Annotated in this window: 15 protein-coding genes and 2 pseudogenes; 6 read left to right on the top strand and 11 right to left on the bottom strand. The window is 48.9% G+C overall.

The window, feature by feature from the left end; all coding sequences use genetic code 11:
* Positions 1-155: 155 nt before the first annotated feature.
* The 5 genes from R0137_RS06380 (at position 156) to R0137_RS06360 (ending at position 6826) form a co-directional block, all read left to right on the top strand.
* A complete protein-coding gene (locus R0137_RS06380) occupies positions 156-545 on the top strand; it encodes a fucose-binding lectin II (protein ID WP_407329426.1) in 390 nt (129 codons plus the stop codon).
* A 591-nt stretch (positions 546-1136) separates the two neighbouring features.
* Positions 1137-1832, top strand: a complete 696-nt coding sequence (locus tag R0137_RS06375) for a hypothetical protein (protein WP_407329424.1) — start codon at positions 1137-1139, stop codon at positions 1830-1832.
* 548 nt (positions 1833-2380) lie between these two features.
* Positions 2381-3175 carry a Hachiman antiphage defense system protein HamA gene (locus tag R0137_RS06370; protein WP_407329422.1) on the top strand — a complete coding sequence of 265 codons (795 nt, stop codon included), beginning with the start codon at positions 2381-2383 and terminating at the stop codon, positions 3173-3175.
* Positions 3172-5616, top strand: a complete 2445-nt coding sequence (locus tag R0137_RS06365) for a DEAD/DEAH box helicase (protein ID WP_407329420.1) — start codon at positions 3172-3174, stop codon at positions 5614-5616. Before R0137_RS06370 ends, R0137_RS06365 begins: the two co-directional genes overlap by 4 nt.
* Before the next feature lie 733 nt (positions 5617-6349).
* Positions 6350-6826 carry a hypothetical protein gene (locus tag R0137_RS06360; protein WP_407329418.1) on the top strand — a complete coding sequence of 159 codons (477 nt, stop codon included), beginning with the start codon at positions 6350-6352 and terminating at the stop codon, positions 6824-6826.
* Here the strand turns inward: R0137_RS06360 and R0137_RS06355 are convergent.
* Both R0137_RS06355 and R0137_RS06350 read right to left on the bottom strand, forming a co-directional pair.
* Positions 6823-9189 (bottom strand): protein kinase domain-containing protein, encoded by a 2367-nt coding sequence (locus R0137_RS06355; RefSeq protein WP_407329984.1) that lies wholly within the window; start codon positions 9187-9189, stop codon positions 6823-6825. The two genes, R0137_RS06360 and R0137_RS06355, sit on opposite strands and share 4 nt — an antisense overlap.
* 39 nt (positions 9190-9228) lie before the next feature.
* Positions 9229-10197: an FHA domain-containing protein gene (locus R0137_RS06350; RefSeq protein ID WP_407329416.1), complete on the bottom strand. Its 969-nt coding sequence runs from the start codon at positions 10195-10197 to the stop codon at positions 9229-9231.
* 244 nt (positions 10198-10441) lie between these two features.
* Here R0137_RS06350 and R0137_RS06345 point away from each other — a divergent pair.
* A pseudogene (locus R0137_RS06345) lies at positions 10442-11035 on the top strand (integrase core domain-containing protein); the annotation flags it as partial.
* Positions 11036-12038: 1003 nt separating this feature from the next.
* Here R0137_RS06345 and R0137_RS06340 read toward each other — a convergent pair.
* From R0137_RS06340 to R0137_RS06300, 9 genes and pseudogenes are all read right to left on the bottom strand, one after another.
* Positions 12039-12230 (bottom strand): annotated as a pseudogene (locus R0137_RS06340) (integrase core domain-containing protein); the annotation flags it as partial.
* 250 nt (positions 12231-12480) lie between these two features.
* On the bottom strand, positions 12481-13332 hold the full coding sequence (locus tag R0137_RS06335) for a hypothetical protein (protein ID WP_407329415.1): 852 nt from the start codon (positions 13330-13332) through the stop codon (positions 12481-12483).
* Between the two features lie 24 nt (positions 13333-13356).
* The gene (locus tag R0137_RS06330; protein ID WP_407329413.1) at positions 13357-13890 is read right to left on the bottom strand and encodes a hypothetical protein; all 534 of its coding nucleotides are present in this window, start codon (positions 13888-13890) and stop codon (positions 13357-13359) included.
* 365 nt (positions 13891-14255) lie between these two features.
* The gene (locus tag R0137_RS06325; RefSeq protein WP_407329411.1) at positions 14256-14939 is read right to left on the bottom strand and encodes an IS6 family transposase; all 684 of its coding nucleotides are present in this window, start codon (positions 14937-14939) and stop codon (positions 14256-14258) included.
* A 9-nt stretch (positions 14940-14948) separates the two neighbouring features.
* Positions 14949-15140, bottom strand: a complete 192-nt coding sequence (locus R0137_RS06320; RefSeq protein WP_407329409.1) for a hypothetical protein — start codon at positions 15138-15140, stop codon at positions 14949-14951.
* Positions 15141-15275: 135 nt separating this feature from the next.
* Entirely contained in the window at positions 15276-15989 is a 714-nt protein-coding gene (locus R0137_RS06315; RefSeq protein WP_407329408.1) for a polysaccharide deacetylase family protein, read from the bottom strand.
* An 80-nt stretch (positions 15990-16069) separates the two neighbouring features.
* Positions 16070-16756 carry a GDSL-type esterase/lipase family protein gene (locus R0137_RS06310; RefSeq protein WP_407329406.1) on the bottom strand — a complete coding sequence of 229 codons (687 nt, stop codon included), beginning with the start codon at positions 16754-16756 and terminating at the stop codon, positions 16070-16072.
* A gap of 289 nt (positions 16757-17045) precedes the next feature.
* Complete coding sequence (locus R0137_RS06305) at positions 17046-18032, bottom strand: alpha/beta hydrolase (protein WP_407329404.1); 987 nt, start codon at positions 18030-18032, stop codon at positions 17046-17048.
* Between the two features lie 150 nt (positions 18033-18182).
* Positions 18183-18902: a helix-turn-helix domain-containing protein gene (locus R0137_RS06300; RefSeq protein WP_407329402.1), complete on the bottom strand. Its 720-nt coding sequence runs from the start codon at positions 18900-18902 to the stop codon at positions 18183-18185.
* Between the last annotated feature and the right edge of the window lie 188 nt (positions 18903-19090).

The raw sequence follows: 19090 nt of genomic DNA, 5'->3' as shown, positions 1-19090 counted from the left end.
CGACATCGTCCAAGTCTTGGAGACTTCACGGATCACCCAATAGATAACTACAAATCGACCTCTTTATCATCGTGATCAACGTGCGTAAAGTTCTGTAATGGTTTTAGGGCTCTCAGCGTCTATCCTTTCAGGACACTAAACCCTAGGACACCAACATGGCCACAACAGTAACCATCCCAATTCCCCCATCAGTCGTTCTTTATCTCACCGCCAACTGCCATGCATCGTGGGAGCAGACACTGACCTACTCAACCGCTGAAACATCTAACACTTTCAGCGGGTCCGGCGAAGGCGTAGCCATGACTTCCGACAGTCAAACGTTAGTTGCCGCTCATGATCGTCGCGGCGGTGGCGAACTGCACCTTGCTTTTTCATCCAGTGGAAACCCGAATCCTCTAGTGAACACGCCTGTTCGGCACGTTGACGGCACGATCGTCCAATACACGGTGACATCGGAAGATGACATCGATAGCGACAATAACGACACCTACGCGATGTTTTGGTGGAACGAGGGCACACCTAATCGACCGACTAAAATCGAATGAAAATGAGTATTCGTCCATTTGAAACTGGACCCGGATGAAGACCTCGCGGAGAGCATTGCGGCAAAATAAAAATCGGGTGACCTATCTCCTAGTACTATGACCATAAGTTCGAAGAGATTTCGGCAATGCCCAAGTAGTGATATTGAGATGACTGCGAATTCTTGTCGACTCTGAATATGAAGTTATGCGGCTTCGATTGCTTCGCTAGCGTCCTTTTTCGACACTGCCGTTTCCGGCTTTGGTAGCCGGCTCCCGAGCGAGCTGAGGCTACTCAACATATTGCGACAAACGCGCCGGCGCGGAGAGCGTAGTTACAACGCTGCAGTCAAGTATGCCGAACGCGTCTATTCGGCAGTCAAGTATCTTTTCCAATTAGAATCATCTCAGAAACGCATCCATCATTTATGAAGAGCCGCTGCATACAAGAGCTCTAGACGGGCTCTAAAAAGCCACTGAAATACGATGAAATAGTTTTTAAAAAAAAAACGATATACGTTGTTATATCAAATCCAATCAATGGCGTAGTCCTACCGATGTTTACACGTGGCGCTGCTGCACTCGATTGACGGTTATGGACATGTGGTGCTTAAGATGAGCAAACCTTCAATAGCTGTTTTAACTGCGTTCTGGTTGACCGGACACTCGATGCCCACTCTGGCTGATGACGCGGCACTCGAGACCGCAGCTGCGCGAGAAAAGAGACTGATAGAAGAAGCGGTGGACACGGCAGTAATAGAATCTAGTGCACGCGCGGCGAAGGAAGCCGCCGACGAGACGGCAAAAGCAATGAGCCGACAGGAATTTTCCGGAATCAGCTTCGGAGCAGGAATCTCTGCTACGTTCGACACCGGTGACAACGACCGGGTCAACTCAGCCTCCATCGTGGATGGGATAGTACGAGTTGACGATGAAAACGATGTAGTCGCAAGAGTGATGCTCGAATTGCACTATTTTTTCACACCCGACGAACCATTCTTTAAATCGCTTTACGGCGGACAGGGACTCGTGCCAGCGAATAACTGGGGCTTTGGTCCGTTCATAGCTATTCAGCCAGGTACCGACGACGTAATAGAAGCTCTCGGTATGGGGATGATGCTGGGTTTCAAGCGTGACGAAAAGACACTTAACAGTTGGAACATAGGTCTCGGTTGGGCAGTTGATCCCAATGTCAATATTCTTGGAGACGGCTTCTTCGAAAACCAGCCGCCGCCCGGAAGTGAAACAGTAGTCCGTTTCAAAGAGACGAGTCAGCAAGGCCTTTTTCTAATTTTTTCGTTCTCGTTTTAAAGAGCTAATAACGCTGCGTTGTCGTTGCGCCCCAACAGACATCCTAATTAGACGAAGCGTAGTCCTTGCTATTTTAGGGTGAGCCGCGCAGGCGGTGTCGCAATGGATACCGAACAGATGCAGGAGCGTTTGACATGCCCGAGCATCCTGAAGTTACGCTAGTGTGAGACCAAAGCGTGCCGAGCATACGCGCACTTCTTGCGCTAGATAGCTGACACAGCAAAACCAATTTATGTCCCGAGGTAAGCGACGCACAAAACCTATCAGCGGTGCAGTGATTGATGCGACCAAATGATTGAAGCTCCCAACTGACTGCGGAGAATGTCGCGAGCACTTGTCAGTAAAAACCTACTAAACGCCCGACAGAGTCGCTACGTCAGTCATTGAGACATCGACAAGTGCATACAGGTGCCCACGAATGAGCAGCGTACAATACATAGCAAAATATTTTCCCAAATACTGTTGTCTGCCCAACTTTCGTGCGCTCGTCGGCCGCGTAGCAGAAGCCAACGTACCGACTAAACTGTTTTTGGGAAATCATTCATAGCATGATCAAAGGCGTATCAGTCACGAGAAAGAACTCTGCAACGGCTTGCCTTATCGACTTTTTTTCGGATGAACTTAAAGCTGAAATCAGGGAGAGGCTTTCAGCTATTTGCCACGGTCCAGATATAGCCTCCTCCGGAAGCATCGTCGCGTCCTACCGGGAGACCCTGAAGGAATTTAACAAGCGGTACGCGCCAAAAACCGAGAACACCAAAAAAGGGATGATCGGGGAGCTGCTTACTCACATTTTGCTATTAAAAGCCTGTCCGGAGCTTGAGCCTGCCAACCCTTTCTTCAATATGGAAGAAAGCAGCATCAAGAAAGGCTTTGATCTTATTGTCTTCGATATAAATCTGGAAAAGATGTGGGTTACGGAAGTTAAATCCGGCAGTGCTGGTACAAAAAGCGCAAATACCTTCAACAAGGCGTTACTGAATACAGCCAAAAATGATCTTGAAAACAGATTTGCCGATAACGAAACGCATATCTGGCTTAACGCCATAAACGGTGCAAGACAGGCTTTGTCTACTGGCACAGTCAAGGACCGTATCAATGAAATACTAGAAGAGTGCTACCAGGAAGCATCAGATGAGGAGCAGGATGGCAGCGAAAAAAATGTCATCCTGGTTTCGGTTACATATAAACATACATCCGATCCTGTTTTGGTTGAGGAGATAAAAGAAAAGAGAAAGAAAATTCTCGAAGAAGAGCTTTTCGGGGAAGTGATGGTCTTTTCCATCCAGAAAGAAACATACGAGCTAGTGGCCGCTTTCCTCGAGAGTGAGGCCGAACAGTGACGGGCATTACTCTCAGAACACTTAAAAACACTGAGATTTTTGATCTCTATAAAAAACTGCTTCTGCGGGAGGAGCTTGCGAGCAATGAGCGTGAGGCGCTTTTGAAAATTGCTGTGATCCTGATAAATGCCGGTGATGAAAACACCCAGGATATGGGGTACAGGATTATTGTTCTCTATTCCAATTTGACAGATGACTATAAACCTCTTTATGACATTGCCATCGGGAAGGGCTATATCCCAATCGCAAAAGCCATTGAAAACAGGGAAGAGCTTTCGCATTATTTTGATGAAGATTTTTTTAGTACATTCCTTTCAAGCTATGGCGAAACCTACAGCTATAATGGAATCCACCTGACTTCACAGCAGGCAGGACTTAACAAATATTTCGGCGAGCACGCCGATGATGGTGTGGCGGTTATTGCGCCCACCTCCTACGGAAAATCGGAACTGTTTGTCCGGTTTTGCAACGACCGCCCGGCTGCCACCATAGCCATGGTGGTTCCGACCAAGGCGCTTCTTGCCCAGACAAGGAAAAGGGTGCTGCACGGATTCGATGAAGGGACGGCCCGTCGGAAGATTATCACCCACCCTGAAATGTACAATGAAGGTGATAGGGGATTTGTCGCCGTCCTGACGCAGGAACGGCTACTCCGTATTATTCAGAATGATCGGACCCTTGCGTTTGATTACGTGTTTATTGATGAGGCCCACAACCTCCTGTCAGGCGATCAAAGGAACCTGCTGCTCGCCAAAGTCATAGCACTACTTGGCAAGCGTAGCGATAACACTTCGTTCAGCTTTTTAACACCTTTTCTTGTTGATGCCGATAATCTTGCCACGCGTTACTTGGATCGAAACTATACGGAATTTCGTATTAGTGAGCATTTGAAGACCGAGCGCTATCACGTTGTCGATCTTCGGGATGAGGGTGAGAGGAAACTGAAGCTCTACGATCAGTATCTGGATGAATTCATTACGGTTCCAGTTCGGTTGCGCGGTAACGAAACAGCATTTCTGAACAAATATTCCAGTAACAAGAATATTGTCTATCTTAATTCTCCGCCAAGGCTGGAAAGATTTGCCATGTCTTTAGCAGGGGAATTGGCATCATTGGACAATGCAGAGCTGATTGCTGCCAGCGAGGATATCTCCAGCTTTCTTCACACGGATTACGGTTTGCTTGATTGCCTCAAGCGGGGCGTTATTTATCATCATGGCTCTGTCCCTGATGTGGTGAAGCTTTATATTGAAAACCTGTATTCCACTATTCCTGATATACGGTATGTAGTGTCGAGCTCAACATTGCTTGAAGGGGTTAATATCCCTGCTGACAAGCTGTTTTTGCTTGAATGCAGGAAAGGCCCTGGATATCTATCCGCTCCACAGTTCAAAAATCTGGTCGGAAGGATATGTCGGTTCAGCGAACTTTTTAACCCCACAACCGGGTCGCTTTCAAAGCTGGAGCCGGAAGTCTATCTTGTCGCTTCGAAATATATGGGTACCAATGCCAACATTGAGAAATTCATCCGGGAGCGAGTGAAGGCAGACAAGACTATCAAGGACAATCTGGACAATGTTCTCCTTGAGGTTGTTGATATTACAGACGAAAACCGTAGTGAAATTGACAGGGCAAACCAGGTTCTTGAAAACCTTGAGCCTGGTATTACGGGCAAAGAGGTTGCTTACGCCACCACTGATCTTGGGAAGCTCTGTTACGTTAATAACGTAACAGAGTTCAGTATTCTCGAATGTGAAGCAGAAATTTCCAAATTGCTGGACGAGATTGGGGCCAGCGACTTCATGATTGAAGACACACAGGAGTTGATGGAAGTCCTTCATTTGGCGTTTGTAGTCCATATTCATGAAGACAAACACCAAGCCTTGCAGAGATTATCGGAGAGCAGCGCCAAACGCTTTTATCGCATGTTTCTCAGGTGGCGTATGCGAAATGCCTCTTACAGTGAAATGATTGGCAGATTCCTTGATTACTGGGATCGCGTCGATGATTCGCTCGTTTATGTGGACAAGTGGGGTGACACAGCCCGGCCTGGAAGCCACAGGGAGCGATGGGTTGATGTGAGCGAAAAATCCGGAAAGGAGAAAGTTAATTTGGCCATCGTCCGTATCAAGGAGGAGCAGGATTTTCTTGATAACCAGATCATGAAATTTGTTGAAGTCCTGAACGACCTTGAACTACTAGACGAAAAATTTTACAAGAAGATCAAGTACGGGACAGAGGACGAGCAAAAAATTACCATGATGAAAAACGGGTTTAGCTCAGGATTGGCTTCGCTGTTGCTAGAAAAGTACGGAGCCTACCTAACGATAGATCCTAAAGCCAATACGGTTGATCTTAGGGATTCCGTGCGGAGTGTTATGCAAGTAAATGATGAAAACCGGATATATGTATTTGAAGCAAGTTTTTTTACAAGTAAATAAAGTGTCGATCTGTTGACGGGCGCGATTACCAAAGCAAGAGCCACGATGTAGAGCCACCATCTCGGTAGTTTGTTCATCTTCGCTCAGACGGATCATCAGATGTATTTCGGCGGGTGCAGCTTCACTATTTGGCGTTGACGGCGGCATCGAATCGATATTCGCCAAGAACACGAGCCATCTAAGTCAACCCGCAACAATTTCGTCACTGTGCGAATATGGCCCATCGATCTGTCTCGGGTTGTCCCGCGAATACAGGATCCATCGGCCACGCTCACGATCATAGAGAATTGTGCGCGGCTCCGCGCCATCAGGACGCAAAAGATGGCCTTCGAGCTCGAAGAGCTTCCCTTCACCAGCCTCCTCGATCGGAAGATCAATTGGCGCGTTTCTTTCGGTCCTACACCATGAAATCGCCTTATATGTTCAAAAGGAAGCTTTGTCTCCTTTCTGGAGGACGACCTGCTCTTGCTTGCTCATATGACTTCCTCCTATGCTCAAAGAATAGCTCGGAAGTGTCAGGCGTAGAGGGGAAAGTCCAAAAAAATGCTCGAAAGTGTCAGGCGCACAGGGGGAAGTCCAGTTAAAGAGCCAGGAAATTTTCCAACACAATCTCGAGTGTTTATTGGCGAAATTGCAGCCTGTAATGCTTTGAAATAACTCGTATTGAACCGAAATAGCGGCGCAGTCACGAAATCCATAAGATTGACTAACATTTGATTAGGAGCAAATAGTCATGGAAATACGTGTGCCACAGGGCGAAAGCCGAGTACTCCATTTTGTGTTAACCCCACGCCTACCTGTTAACGGGAAAGCAGATGACTGGGCCTTTGTTTGCACGAGTGAATCCAGCGGAGCCCATGTAACAGAGCTCGATGTTGCATTTAGCAAAAGCACTCCGCTGGCGGAGCGACGGAACGAGGCGGCAATACTAGTGGTTGAAATTGATCGCTTGGTTCAAACATCGACGACCGCTTGGCGGTTTCATAGCCCGGGATTTCTGTTTGCCCATGGTCACGGAGACGTGAAAAATTGTTTTGATTTTTCATTGGGCGCAGATCAGACAACCATGGTCACCCGCATAACTTGCTTAGACGATGTGGGCGAGAACTTTAAGTTTAGCTTCGCTGCTATGCGTACAGATATGGATTCTGGAGCTTGCGATATCTACGCTTCAGCCGATCCACAAGGGAGCGTCGGACGGCCGGACTAGTTCGACACAGCTCGCGACCCAACCTGAGACAGACACAAAGCGGTGTCGCCAAAGGTTGGTAAGTTGGGCTCAATACAGAGTGGATCGAACCATGGGAACCGAAACCAGTGGCTGCTTAAACCCTCGTTCATAGCACTTTCGACAGCTGCCGCCGCACTGTTAAGATCACCTGCTACCGCAAAAACTGTGGCTGCTGCGTAGTTGAGATCCGATGAAGTGCCGTGCGCAGCTCTTAGATCATTAATCAGATTAATCGCCATCTGCGCGCGCCCTAAGTGCGCTAGTGCTTGGGCGCGAGACAGCTGATGCTCTAAAGGGGCACTCACGCTCAATACCTCCGTAAGCTTCATGTAGCTATTGAAAGCCTCTTCACGCTCGCCCAAGAGATTGAGTGCGTCAGCGTAGTTGAGGGTCGCCATGGGTGTAACCTGGTCGCTGTCCACTGCTGCCCTCAATAGTACCGCAGATTTCTCCCAGTTCCCGGAAATCAGGTAGGCTAACCCGAGATTACTCCGGTAATGCGTAACATCTCTCAGTGAAAGGGCGCGCTCTAAAGACTCTATAGACGATTCCACGTTGCCTTGATTGAGGTACATCATCCCCAAGAAGTTATGCGTTTTCGCGCGTTTCGGGAATTTCTGAAGACTCTCCTCAGCAATCGCTACAGCGCTTTCAACGTTTCCATTGTAATATGCTGCTAAGGCAGCATTCGTGTACACCGAGGCGGCAGGAAATACATCGAGCAACTGCTGATAAAGCTCCTGAGCTCGCCCATACTCCCCTTTTATGTAATGAATATGCGCACTCCATTGTGTGAGTGTCCACCATGTGGCGCCCGACGCCTTCGCGCGATCCAAAGTCTTGATAGCTGCCTCTATATCCCCAAGCTCCGCGAAACTCTTTATCACTGGATCGAAGTTCCCAGGCGATTCGTTATCTTGTGTCAGCATAAAAGCTAGCAAGTCAGCCACCTGCTCTCGCGCGGGGACCTTGTCTCCAGTCTCGTAAAAAATCTCAAGAGCGCAATGAGCTCCTAGGTGGTACGGAAGCGGAAAGCTAGGAGCATCGATCTTGAGAAGATTAATGTCCGCGATTATGGTTACGCAGCTACCCCCCTCGAAATGAGCCTGAACATAAAGTTCGTAATACCTACTAAGATTCTCGTCGCTAACTGAATTCTTGTTAACTATTGCTGAGGCGTGAAAAAGTTCCTGAGAGATAAGATGCTCTGCCAGATTAAACAATGCGGCGCCTCCTTCAGCTACGAAAGGCCCGCGTTGCGTTGTGGCAAGCAACTTACCAGTAGGAGTTTCTTTCCTAAAAACCACAGTGCAATTAGCCGAAGAATTGCATTCGACAACCGGCTTTATCACAACTGAAAAAGGTCCTCCTTTTTTTTCTATATTTGCTGCAGATCGCTCCGCATCTGGGATATCGCCATGCTTCTGGTAGAGGGCAAGATCGGTCGCCCGTAATACGGCGGATTCCACGGCAGAACGTAACGAAAAATCTATAAGGTGCTTTTGTTTTTCAGGAAGTAGCCCAGCGTCTTGAAACAAAGTTTCTGTTACCGCAACCGATGTCGCTTCAGAGCGAGTAGGTTTAACGTTAGACCACACCCAGGCGAGTGTGCCAGCTATGATCAAAACTACAGCCATTAGAGCAATACGCCAGCTGGGTCCTCCAGTAATCCTTGAAGGAACAGTTGGCATCTGGGCTTCATTATCAGCAATCGCTCTCAAGCAGTCGCAAAACTCATTCGTAGTATTAACGGTATCTAGGCTTGAAATCATAGAGCCAGCAAACGCTGTTCTAAACTTCGGAGGAATAGTGTAGGTAGCTAGATCAATTAGCGCCTGAATATCTTTCAGCCTACTTCGCTCCCACCTGCGTGCGCCCACAATATTGTCGTCTATTGGTTTGGAGTGAGAAGACGCGGTGCTAATACCGAAGTCGAGAAGCTTGGCTCGCTTGTCGGAAGTAACAAGCACGTTCTCCGGCCTTAAGTCCCCATGCGCAATGTGGGCTTGGTGCAGTGCGTGAACAGCATCTCCAATTTTTAGCAAAATCGTGACGCGGACCAATAGACTCCAATCCTCGGTCACAGCGCTAATTTTCAAGGTAGCGCCGTCCACAAACTCCATAACAATCGTAGGCCGACCTTTATACACTAGCGCGTCGAACACCTCGACGAGTCCGGGATGTGCCACCTTTGAAGCGGCTAACGCCTCTGCCAGAATAGCCTCCCCTTCGGCAGTGGTCCTGCGATCAAAACGTATCTGCTTTAAGGCGACCTTACGCTCAAGTAGATTATCATTCGCTAAATAAACATCCGCATACCCACCTCGCCCTAGGGGGCGGATAATCTCAAAGCGATTTGATGAGTCCGGTTTAATTGGTCGCTAGCCGCTGCATCTTAACTCGGCAAGCAACACCCCACCTTTATGCACGTCGCATGATGCTACGCCCAAACGAACTCGCCCCCTGCGCTTTTCGAACAACCCGTTTGCAAACTTTGGCGTGACCCTAAGTGCATCGCAAACGTGCTTTTGTGCTCGATGAATCTGTAGATTTAGATGGTTCGAGCTAACCCCAAGGTCTCGGGTCAACTGCTCCTTTTCTATCCATCCAGCACTTGGCTCATCAAGCCCATCCGCGATATGAGCAGCTTTCACGCGGGCAAGATGAGCGACGAGATAGTGGTGTGACCGGTCGCCCAACGCATGGGTCTCGCCATGGAAAACAGCGTCGATCTCAGTTACCTCTTCATCTTTGCTCAGACGAATAGAAAGATGTATCTGTGCGGGTAATCTCTCTCTGCAATAGTTATTTGGAGTTATCGAGTGTGCGTTTGCGAGAAACAAGCGCCATCTGCGTTTTGCCACAATGACCTCAGAACCATGTGTGTACGGCCCCCCGATTTCTTGCGGCTCACTCGAAGAGTATAAAAGCCATCCGCCTCGAGCCGCGTCAAAAAGGAGTGTGTAGGGATCATCGTCTCCAGGCAGCAAAAGGTAGTCCTCTAGAGCCAGTGTCCTTGCTTCTGCAGTCTCACCTACAAGAAGGTCTATTGGCGCCGTAGCATCATTAAGGCACCACGGTTCAGACGTCGAACTTCCAAAAGCTATGTTGTCGCCCTTAGATAGCGCCACGGGTTCACGCTTGCTAACCGGGCATCCGTTTATCCAAGTTCCGTTAAGGCTCAGATCTCTGATCAACCACCCCTCGCTCGACCACTCGATAACAGCGTGAACACGCGAGCAGCCAGCAGTATGTAGCGTTAAGTCTGCATACTGGGGATCTCTCCCGATAACGTGGTGGCCTCGAAGGTAAACGGTGGAGTTCTGACCATGATTAATGAGCTTGGCCATTATTATGCCTCGTAGCCTTTCGGCATCCCTAGGATTCCATTAGACGACCAGCTGTGGTCGCAAACAATAGAGGTTGATCAAACACCCCATTTGAGATGCTAGCATTTCCACGCGTCTCTCTCGTTCAAGGATCGCTTTCTTCAAGCATGCAATAGTCATGTGTCGGCCCACCTATGCTAAGCCATTTCACGACATTTTAGCTAGATGCACGTTGTCCTTACGTCGGACGTCTCTTTAGACGTGTGGCGGCATGGAGGCCTCTATCATGACGCGCTTTTAGGAGCAGGAAGCAAAGAAAGCGAAGCTCAACAAGAATTACGCCATAGAGCGCCGCGAGTCCGAATTGCGCCAGGAAGCCCTCTAGGGAAAGTTGTAAGGCCATCCGTTCGCCGCGAAATTGCCAGCCGAGGCGTCGCAAAGCACGACATCAATATTCCTCTCGCAGGCTTCGTGTACGGCCTTAGCGAGACCTGCTATTGCTACCAAGCAAAATTGGATGGTAAGAATGTGCTTTTCGCCGATTGACTACGGCGTCTTACGCAAAACCCCTGCAGCTCGCTGTGAGAATGACCCGGAGTGCATTTCAGAGGCTTTGATAGCATGGGCCAACGATCATCGAACTATGTTGATTTTTATCCAGTCAGGCAATCCGACACAGTACGAGTACATTGAGTACCCTAACCGAACCGTTAGGCATGAGTGACTTGATCTACACTCGTTGGCGTCCCTGAATCATGCTCAAGCTTTAGCGACGGAATGGCTTTGGCAATACAACAACGAGAGAACGAACACCGCAATTGGCGGCGTGCCGCCGAGACTGCTAATGATTGCGGCTTAACCCTCCACATGAAACAACCGTTTTAAATGGGAGGATTAAGGTAGGTATCTCGTGCGCTGCTACGAGCCGCCATTCGTATGGGAGCACCAGCGAGATTCGATTCGAGAGACTTCGCGTCTGAAGTTATCGGGCTAATCGAGACTGCTGATAGGTAATTGTTCACCGTTTTTTTAGAGATGATATGACTGTAGTCAAAAAGTACGAAGGGACAAGACCGACGCTAACATGCTGCTGCGCATGCTACGTAGCTTTTGCATCTCACCACCGCACTGAGCATAGCTCTTGGACACGTCGATCTCTTCGGGCTACTGATCCGCACTTCTGGGGCTTTACCAAACCCAGTTTAAATAAATACTGTTACGACCAATACGCCTTTCACTTTCGCGAAAGAGAGGCCTCAGCTAAACTCTCCACACCATAGGTAGCCATCCGCCCGCACTGAGAAAGGGAGTCGTGGGGCATCACGTAAAGGTGCTTTTCCAAGAATCAGGCACAGTCCCTTGTTTCCGGGTAGACTCCCAAAATGACCAACATTAGAACGGTGGTATGCTCAAATGAAACTAACACCAAAAGAAATAGAAGCCGTCAAGAATCTCGACGGGCGGCGGCATGGACTAAAGGGTTTTGCGTGGGGCTTACTCATCGTTGGTGGCATATTTTTTGCTAACGATGCTGGTATTGGCTGGTTTCCGCAATCGACAGTTTCAGTCTCCGTGGTCTTTGTAGTAGTCAGCCTGTTCATTCTGACTTCTACATACTTTCAAACATCTTCAAATGCACGACTGCAGAGATTGTTAAAGAGATACGTAAACAGTGACCCAGAAGCTTTGCAACAGATATCCGAGAAGTCGACGGTAGAGAGCTAACCCAGGTAGTCAAAGCGGTGTCTATGGGACCGGGTAGGACGTACGACGGGGGCATCTAGCTATTGAAAGATTACTCGTTACAAAAGTTTCCCTCTTATCACTGAGGCGCGTCACTGAGAATGAATCGCCCCGGGTTTTCAGGAGACCGTTTTGTGTAAGTCAGGCTGCCCCTGTTGCTCAAAGTATGCCTGCTCATTCTCGATCGGGGGAACCTGACCAATCAATCCGTGAAGGCGTTGTTAGTTGTACCAATCGACCCAGACCAGCGTGGCATATTCGACGGCCTCAAAGCTCTTCCACGGCCCCTGATGATTGATAACTTCAGTTTTGATCCAGTAACGCAACCGCCAGATTACCCACAACAGAACATGCACTCGACGAGAGAGTTGAGTTCGGAAGTAACCCCCTAGGGGCATAGCGAATAAGATGAAGGAAGAATAGTTAGCGGCTCAAAAATCCTACGCCGGAAAGCGACTAACTCTGAGGTTCGCATTCCAGTCTTTAAGGGTAACGGTTAACTGCAACGCCGAGCAATAACCAAAGCTACGGCGCTCGACGTTACATGCAAAACCATGACGATTAGTGTGTCTTTTTTAAGGCAGCTATACTGCTGACAACACACGGCGACGACGGTAGATCCTCCTTTAAGTCAAAGAGATCTAGCCGAGACGACAAGCTTGCAGCAGCAACATCCCGAGAAAACTTATTTAAAACTGACTTCGAGTGCGAATTATCAAAGGGTTCCAAATTTAGCTCTCGACGAATTTCACTCAGCGAAAAATACAGCTCGTTGGAGTCCGCCTCCAGTTTTCTTACGTCCTCTACGGTTAGACGCTCTCCGAGAGACTCGACTAGCGCATCTACCTTGCGTGCGCCATAAAAGTCTCCCCGTCGCCAAGCCGTTAAGTAGAACTTCAAAGCGTTTTGTTTTCCTTGAAGCGACTCAATCGTACCGGCGGTAGACACTTCCGCCAAATTCCCGAGGCTCAATAACGCTTGGGTTGATCCATTGGCCGCTGCACGCAGCAATAATGCTTCGGCCTGCGGCATCTTGTCGCTCAACCCTTCTTTCGAAAGCCGCTGGTACTGCGCGTCCAAAGCCAGGAGATCACCAGATTGCGACAATTTCGCTAAGTGCTCATCAGGAAAAAACGTGTATGAGTCACGCTCTTGCTTTCGGAAGTATCCATGGGCATGACGCCATTTATCCAGCGACGCTCTTCGCTCGGATTGAGCTTCTCTGTCCAACTCACGTCGAGAGCACCAGGCTTCGTCGAGAGCTTTCAATTGAGAGTTATCGGCCGCTGCATTAACGTTGAATGATGATGCCCCTACCGATAGAGTAACGACGACCAGCATTGTGGAAATGCGATTCATTCTCACTGCGTTCCGATTAGATGTAACATTTTCAGGTAAAGATAAAAGACTCATGATTTGCAACTCCTATTCGGTTGTTTAGTACTCGTAACCAAGACAGTTCGCGATCGCACGGTTTTCAAAAGTAGAGTCGCACCACTGTAAAGCTTGGTCTGCCAAATCTCCGCAACTCTGATAAAGTGTAAGGGTTGCGTAAGGGGCTGTGACGCCTAGTGCTGCCCCAAGGTTCGACTTGAATACGTACTTGAGTCCGTGCCGAACGACATCAGCCCCAGTCGCTGCCCAATAGAGTTGGCATACGTCTAGCAGTGTTCCTGAATAAGCGTTTTTACACGCCTGAACGGCCGGAGCCACTTCATCCACACAATCAAGATAGTCTTCGTATCCGTCGTAGGCATCCCCCCCATCGCCCGGAAGCCCGTTTGCGCCTACGCCTGAAAACATTCTGAGGATCTGGTCAAACGAGATGTCGAGATACCATGGGGACAAGCCCGATCCTCCTGTGTATTCGATTTCTTGCATCGATTGCGCGGTAGAGACGGATGCAAAAATTGGACTAACGATTGCAAATAGAAGTGTTCCTACCGTTCTCTTTACATTTTTCTTCCACATAAAGTTATTGCTCCAAACGCACATTTTCTTTGTTAGAAAAAAGACTTCGATTTCCAAGTCTACGTTGAAGACACTATGCGACTATTCCGCGCATTGCTATTTCGAACTGTTACAGGCTCGATTTTTTCCGAACCAGCCCACTGAAAGTTCATGTGTTGGTCGATAGATCAAAGATGGACCGATGTCTTGCGACCGACGCGCTGCTTGTGGTCCGTAAGCGCATGTCCGTTTCGACGCAAGGTCGAGGGAGGACGATCCCTTTGCCACTGAGCCGCAGTGGCCACGGATAGTTCTTGCAGTCTACGAACGGATGGTATTGGCAACTTAACTCCTTGAGATCGGCCGAATCTAGCGTCGATCTGATCTCAAGAAACCACCCTGCTCCACTCTGCGAACGCACCAATCCTGAGATCTCGATAGTGTTGAGCCGTGATCAAGTGCCTACCAAGATTGAATAAACTGCTGACAGCGGCATGAGCAGTCAAAAATCTCTGGGCTTGCCCTACCGATTTAAATCTACGCATACCGCGCTCTCTCACCCTCGTCGCTTCACGTGATTGCTCAGCCCTATTGTTCTCGTACCGCTCGGTGCTATGGACTGTCTCAAGAATCAGCGCCCGATGGGCAACGCCATAGCTACGCAGCTTGTCAGTCACGATTTTCCTGGGCTCCCCTCCGTGGCTTCGCAAGACGCGCTTGAAGAACCGTTTTGCTGCAGCACCATCTCGTTTGGCCTGTAGATAAACATCAACTACTTCACCGTCTTGATCCACAGCGCGCCAGAGGTAGTGTTGCTTGCCGTTGATCTTCACATAGACCTCATCGATGTGGAAGGTATCGCCGTAACCGCGGTGCTTGCGCCTCAGGCGGCGGGCATAAGTAGCTCCGAACTTTATGCACCAGAGGCGGACTGACTCGCGGGTGACAACGATGCCTCGCTGGGCGAAAAGATCCTCTATATCGCGGTGACTGAGATTGAAGCGGTAGTAGAGCCAGACAGCATAGGAAATGATATCGGGCGGGAATCGGTGGCGTTTGTAGGTATTCATGCGCCGAGTCTATCGAAATCGGTCAGTTAAGTTGGCAGTACCCTCTGGGTACCACAGGCGTATAGATTCGCGGGTGACGGTGATGCCGCGTTCTGCCAGGAGGTCTTCGATGTCTCGATGGCTAAGGTTAAAGCGGTAGTACAGCCAGACCGCGTAGCTGATGATGTCAGGCGGGAATCGATGGCGTGTATAGGTATTCATCGGCAGATTCTACTAATCTGGGCCAGTTAACTTGGCGATACCTAGAGTACCGCTGTCGGCCGATAACCGACCTTAAACTTTTCTATGGATTCGGTCGCCGCTCGCCGTCTAGACTTTTACAACAAGTCTCGAAAGTTAGTCCAAAAGATCGCTGAGCGGAACGAATCGGTATCCCTGACTACGCAGGGCATTGACTAACAGTTTAGTTGCCTCAATGGTCGGTTGACGGCTAGCCTGTCGCCCACTCTCTTGTGTTGACCCATCGCCATCATGTAACAGTATGACGCTTCCCGGCGTCACACCACTGACTACCGTTTGAGCTATAACAGTTGGGTCTTTCTCCTCCCAATCAAGACCACTGGCGTTAGCACCAACAATTTGAATATCTCGAGCTGATAACGTTCGCATTAGCCCAAGCCCGCCTACCAAGAAAGGCGGTCGAAAAAGACTGCTACTCTCCCCCGTAATTCTTTTGATCAGCAGGTTGGTGCGCTCGACTTCTTCACTAGGTACCTTCATTCCCCAGTGAATCAAAGGTTTATGATTCCAACCATGATTTGCGACTTGGTAGCCTCGACTGTGCGCTTCGGCCACAATTTCTGGATAGTCTTCTGCATGAGATCCCGTGATAAAAAAGGTCGCGGGCACTTTCAACTCATCCAGTAGATCTAAGAGTTCCAGCGTACTACTAGGGCTCGGGCCATCGTCGAAGGTGAGAGTGACTATTTCCTCGTCGGTTTCAATTGCGCCACTGTTGTGGGCGTGCAAGCTCACGAAAACTACGGGTGCCACCGCAACAAGCAGTAACAAGGCGATAGCGCCTACAAGGTATCGAGCTTTAAACGGCACAATTGAATCCTAAGTTGTTAAAAAAGTGGCTGTGAACTACAGGGTATGTAGGCACAGCCACAAGGCCCTTCGGCAAAGTCTTAAAGCGAGTCGACGTAAGGGGTGAGCTGGGCTTGCCACACGAGATAACCCTCACCAGTGAGATGCAATTCATCGTAGGTAAGTTCGTCAGTAATGCTGCCGTCGGCAGCAAGAAACGCGTCGTAGAGATCGATGTAGGTAGCACCCATATCACCGGCGATTTTCTGTATCTCAGCGTTGTAGGCCTCGACCTCTTCGCGGAGCTCTACCGCGCGTGGCAACAAGCTCTGAACAAATAGACGGGTTGTAGGCGAGGCTTCGCGGATGGTTTCAAGTATCTGTCGATATTGCTGATAGCTGACGTCGCGATCTTCTGGGCCATGCGTCAAATCGTTCGTACCGATTTTTAGAAACACCGCCCGCGGTGTTCCATCTGTAACTTGGCTTAAACGTTCAATCACATGAGTCGTTGTATCCGCTGATATTCCACGATTTCGTGTGGAGATACCTGGAAACATTTCTTCCCAATGCCCAGCGTGAGTAATGCTATCGCCCAAAAAAACCACATCTTCGGAAGACACTGGAAAGCTAGAGAACTGACCTATACGGGTTGTTCGCATGGTCTCCATGTAGCGGTTTATCATCCCGCTAAACAGTAGCGTGGGGTTGATCGCTCCAACCGTTATGACGGCCAGCGTTAGAACGTTAAGTAAAACAGATAGGCGTATGAGCCAGGTTTTCAACATATCAATGTCCTCTCAGCTACTAACCAGCGGTTTCGAGTCAAACGATGTCTGAGCATAGAGTGGATACCTTCGTAGAAACGCGAACAGTAGAGCCTCTGCTAGTACTGGACAGTGCAGCAGGAGTGTAGAGCCTACTTCCCAAGGACGCTCCTACTCAATTGCCTTATAGGCAATGCGGAATTGAAGCTCTTTTCGTCAATTAGAAGTCTCGCAATGCGCATCAACACTCGTCCTCATTTGCTATCTCGAAGCTACATCTAAAGAAGTAGGTTTTTCGACGCTGCGCATTTCAATCCAATCCTATGGTTTGGTCTAACCATTTCAGCATCATGTCGGGCCATTGGCTTGCCAAGGGTTCTTTCTCGGCTAAGTCACTGCCATGCTTACCTTCATCGAAGAGGTGAAGTTCGTTTTCGATTCCTCGCTCCGCTAAGGCTTGGCTATAGATCTGAGAGTTTTGATATGGCACCACCTCATCTGTTACTGGCGCCCAAATGAAAGTTGGCGGAGTATCAGGAGCGACTTGTAACTCCGCGCTCAGTAGCTTAATCATCTCTTTAGAAGGAGATTCACCTACCAGGTTATCTCTGGAATCAGGCTGTGCATATGGCTCCTGGAACGTAATAACAGGATAAGCCAGAACATTAAAGTCAGGCCGAGCGGAAACACTTGTAAACGGCGCCGGAATAACACCTAGCTCAGTGTCTTTGCTATGTAGATTCACAAGGCTTGTAGCAAGGTGCCCTCCGGCAGAAAATCCCATAGTTCCTATTTTTCCAGGGTCGATACGGAACTTAGAGCTATTACGCCGTAGATAGGCGATGGCTAACCTCGCATCGTTTACTGGAGCCGGGTGCAAATCCAAACGATAGTTAAGTACGAATGCCGCGATTCCATGAGTGTTCAGCCATTTGGCCACCTTGATTCCTTCGCGTTGTTCGGAGCGAAACACATACCCACCACCGGGAATCAATACAACGGCGACCGAGTTCTCTCCCTCATCCAGCGCATATGAAACCAGATAAGGGCCTCGCTCCATTAATGGGTTATACAAACTCCCAAAGTACTCCACGATATCGCGGTCGAGTGTTGGAGATGGACGCTCGCCGACCCAATCCACAGAGTCCCACAGAAAGTAGAGTCTTTCCTGGTAGTCAGTCTGGTCACGATCAACACCATGAGTGCTAACAAAGCGGATGATCGTGCTAAGCACGTAAGCCATCAACGCGACAATCGCGACAGATAAGCTGATAAGAATTTTTCGTTTTATGGACACCGATGACAGACCTTAGAGTGAATCTCGTGTTGAGTAGGTTTATGGATGCAGTACGTACGGGTAGAACTCTTCGGGCAAGAGGCATAAAGCCGAGATTAGTGAACGGCGAATCCATCCCTAGCCTGGGGTTTCTCAGGTCGCTAACCGCTTCTAGACACTGCTTCTTACATGTCGAGGGGATTTACCGTAGTAGCGACTGAATGCACGCGTGAAGTGGCTGTGATCTGAAAATCCGCTTTCGAGCGCGATTGTTCCTATTCTCTTTTCGGTGTTGAGTAGCTGCTGAAGCGCGCTATTTAGGCGAACTTGATTGATGTATTGCCCTGGCGTTTTCTGCAAGTACTTTCTAAATCGTCGTTCGAGCGCACTGACAGACATATTGTTGTTCTTCGCGAGTGATTCGATAGAGATAGGCGAGTCAAAATTCTTCTTTATGTACTCCATCACCGCATTCAGCGCGCGATGTGAGGTTTCCTTTCGCTCACTACTTTCCAGCGCACGACTAATTCCCAGGCTTCCAATGTAGCGACCACTGAAGTTCTCAATCGGCCACTTACTAGTGGAAAACCACTCTGCTCGCGAGTCTTTGCCGCACATTAGCTCCAGCCGTTCTGAAATAGACTCTCCATTCAATACCCGTCGGTCGTCGTCGCGGTAAGAGATCGCGAACTTTTCGGGCGATAAACAAAAATCAGTTTTCCCCGCTATTTCCTGCGTGGAGTGGATACCAAACCGCTGACAGAGAAGCTCATTGGCATAAACAAACTTGCCTTTGGCATCTTTAACCCATGCGTGGGTATCCGGAATCATGCTCATGAGGGAAAAACTCTGAGACATGCTTTCAATCGATTCAAAAATCAGCTTGCCCATAGAACACTCTTATTCTTCGAAGCCCTAACTCAAAGACTGTTTTGCTTCGCTGTTTGTTATTGCTTTAACTGTAGACTACTCGCGGAAACCTCAAATGGAATAAAGTAGCGAAACATGGACAATCGTACTATTGGAGTATGGAGAATTGACGCTAGGCCGGGTTGTACGCACTTGGCATAACGCAGTGT

Origin of the sequence: Congregibacter brevis, assembly GCF_045689245.1 — a bacterium.
Lineage (GTDB): Bacteria > Pseudomonadota > Gammaproteobacteria > Pseudomonadales > Halieaceae > Congregibacter > Congregibacter brevis.
The sequence above is the reverse complement of the archived record's forward strand: the minus strand, read 5'-3'. Positions and strand labels throughout refer to the sequence as shown.

Excerpts from the sequence above, each read along its gene's own strand:
- R0137_RS06360 (WP_407329418.1), top strand. The coding sequence starts at position 6,350 with ATGGAAATACGTGTGCCACAGGGCGAAAGCCGAGTACTCCATTTTGTG.
- R0137_RS06380 (WP_407329426.1), top strand. The coding sequence starts at position 156 with ATGGCCACAACAGTAACCATCCCAATTCCCCCATCAGTCGTTCTTTAT.
- R0137_RS06325 (WP_407329411.1), bottom strand. The coding sequence starts at position 14,939 with ATGAATACCTACAAACGCCACCGATTCCCGCCCGATATCATTTCCTAT.
- R0137_RS06320 (WP_407329409.1), bottom strand. The coding sequence starts at position 15,140 with ATGAATACCTATACACGCCATCGATTCCCGCCTGACATCATCAGCTAC.
- R0137_RS06300 (WP_407329402.1), bottom strand. The coding sequence starts at position 18,902 with ATGGGCAAGCTGATTTTTGAATCGATTGAAAGCATGTCTCAGAGTTTT.
- R0137_RS06310 (WP_407329406.1), bottom strand. The coding sequence starts at position 16,756 with ATGTTGAAAACCTGGCTCATACGCCTATCTGTTTTACTTAACGTTCTA.
- R0137_RS06335 (WP_407329415.1), bottom strand. The coding sequence starts at position 13,332 with ATGAGTCTTTTATCTTTACCTGAAAATGTTACATCTAATCGGAACGCA.
- R0137_RS06375 (WP_407329424.1), top strand. The coding sequence starts at position 1,137 with ATGAGCAAACCTTCAATAGCTGTTTTAACTGCGTTCTGGTTGACCGGA.
- R0137_RS06370 (WP_407329422.1), top strand. The coding sequence starts at position 2,381 with ATGATCAAAGGCGTATCAGTCACGAGAAAGAACTCTGCAACGGCTTGC.
- R0137_RS06330 (WP_407329413.1), bottom strand. The coding sequence starts at position 13,890 with ATGTGGAAGAAAAATGTAAAGAGAACGGTAGGAACACTTCTATTTGCA.
- R0137_RS06350 (WP_407329416.1), bottom strand. The coding sequence starts at position 10,197 with ATGGCCAAGCTCATTAATCATGGTCAGAACTCCACCGTTTACCTTCGA.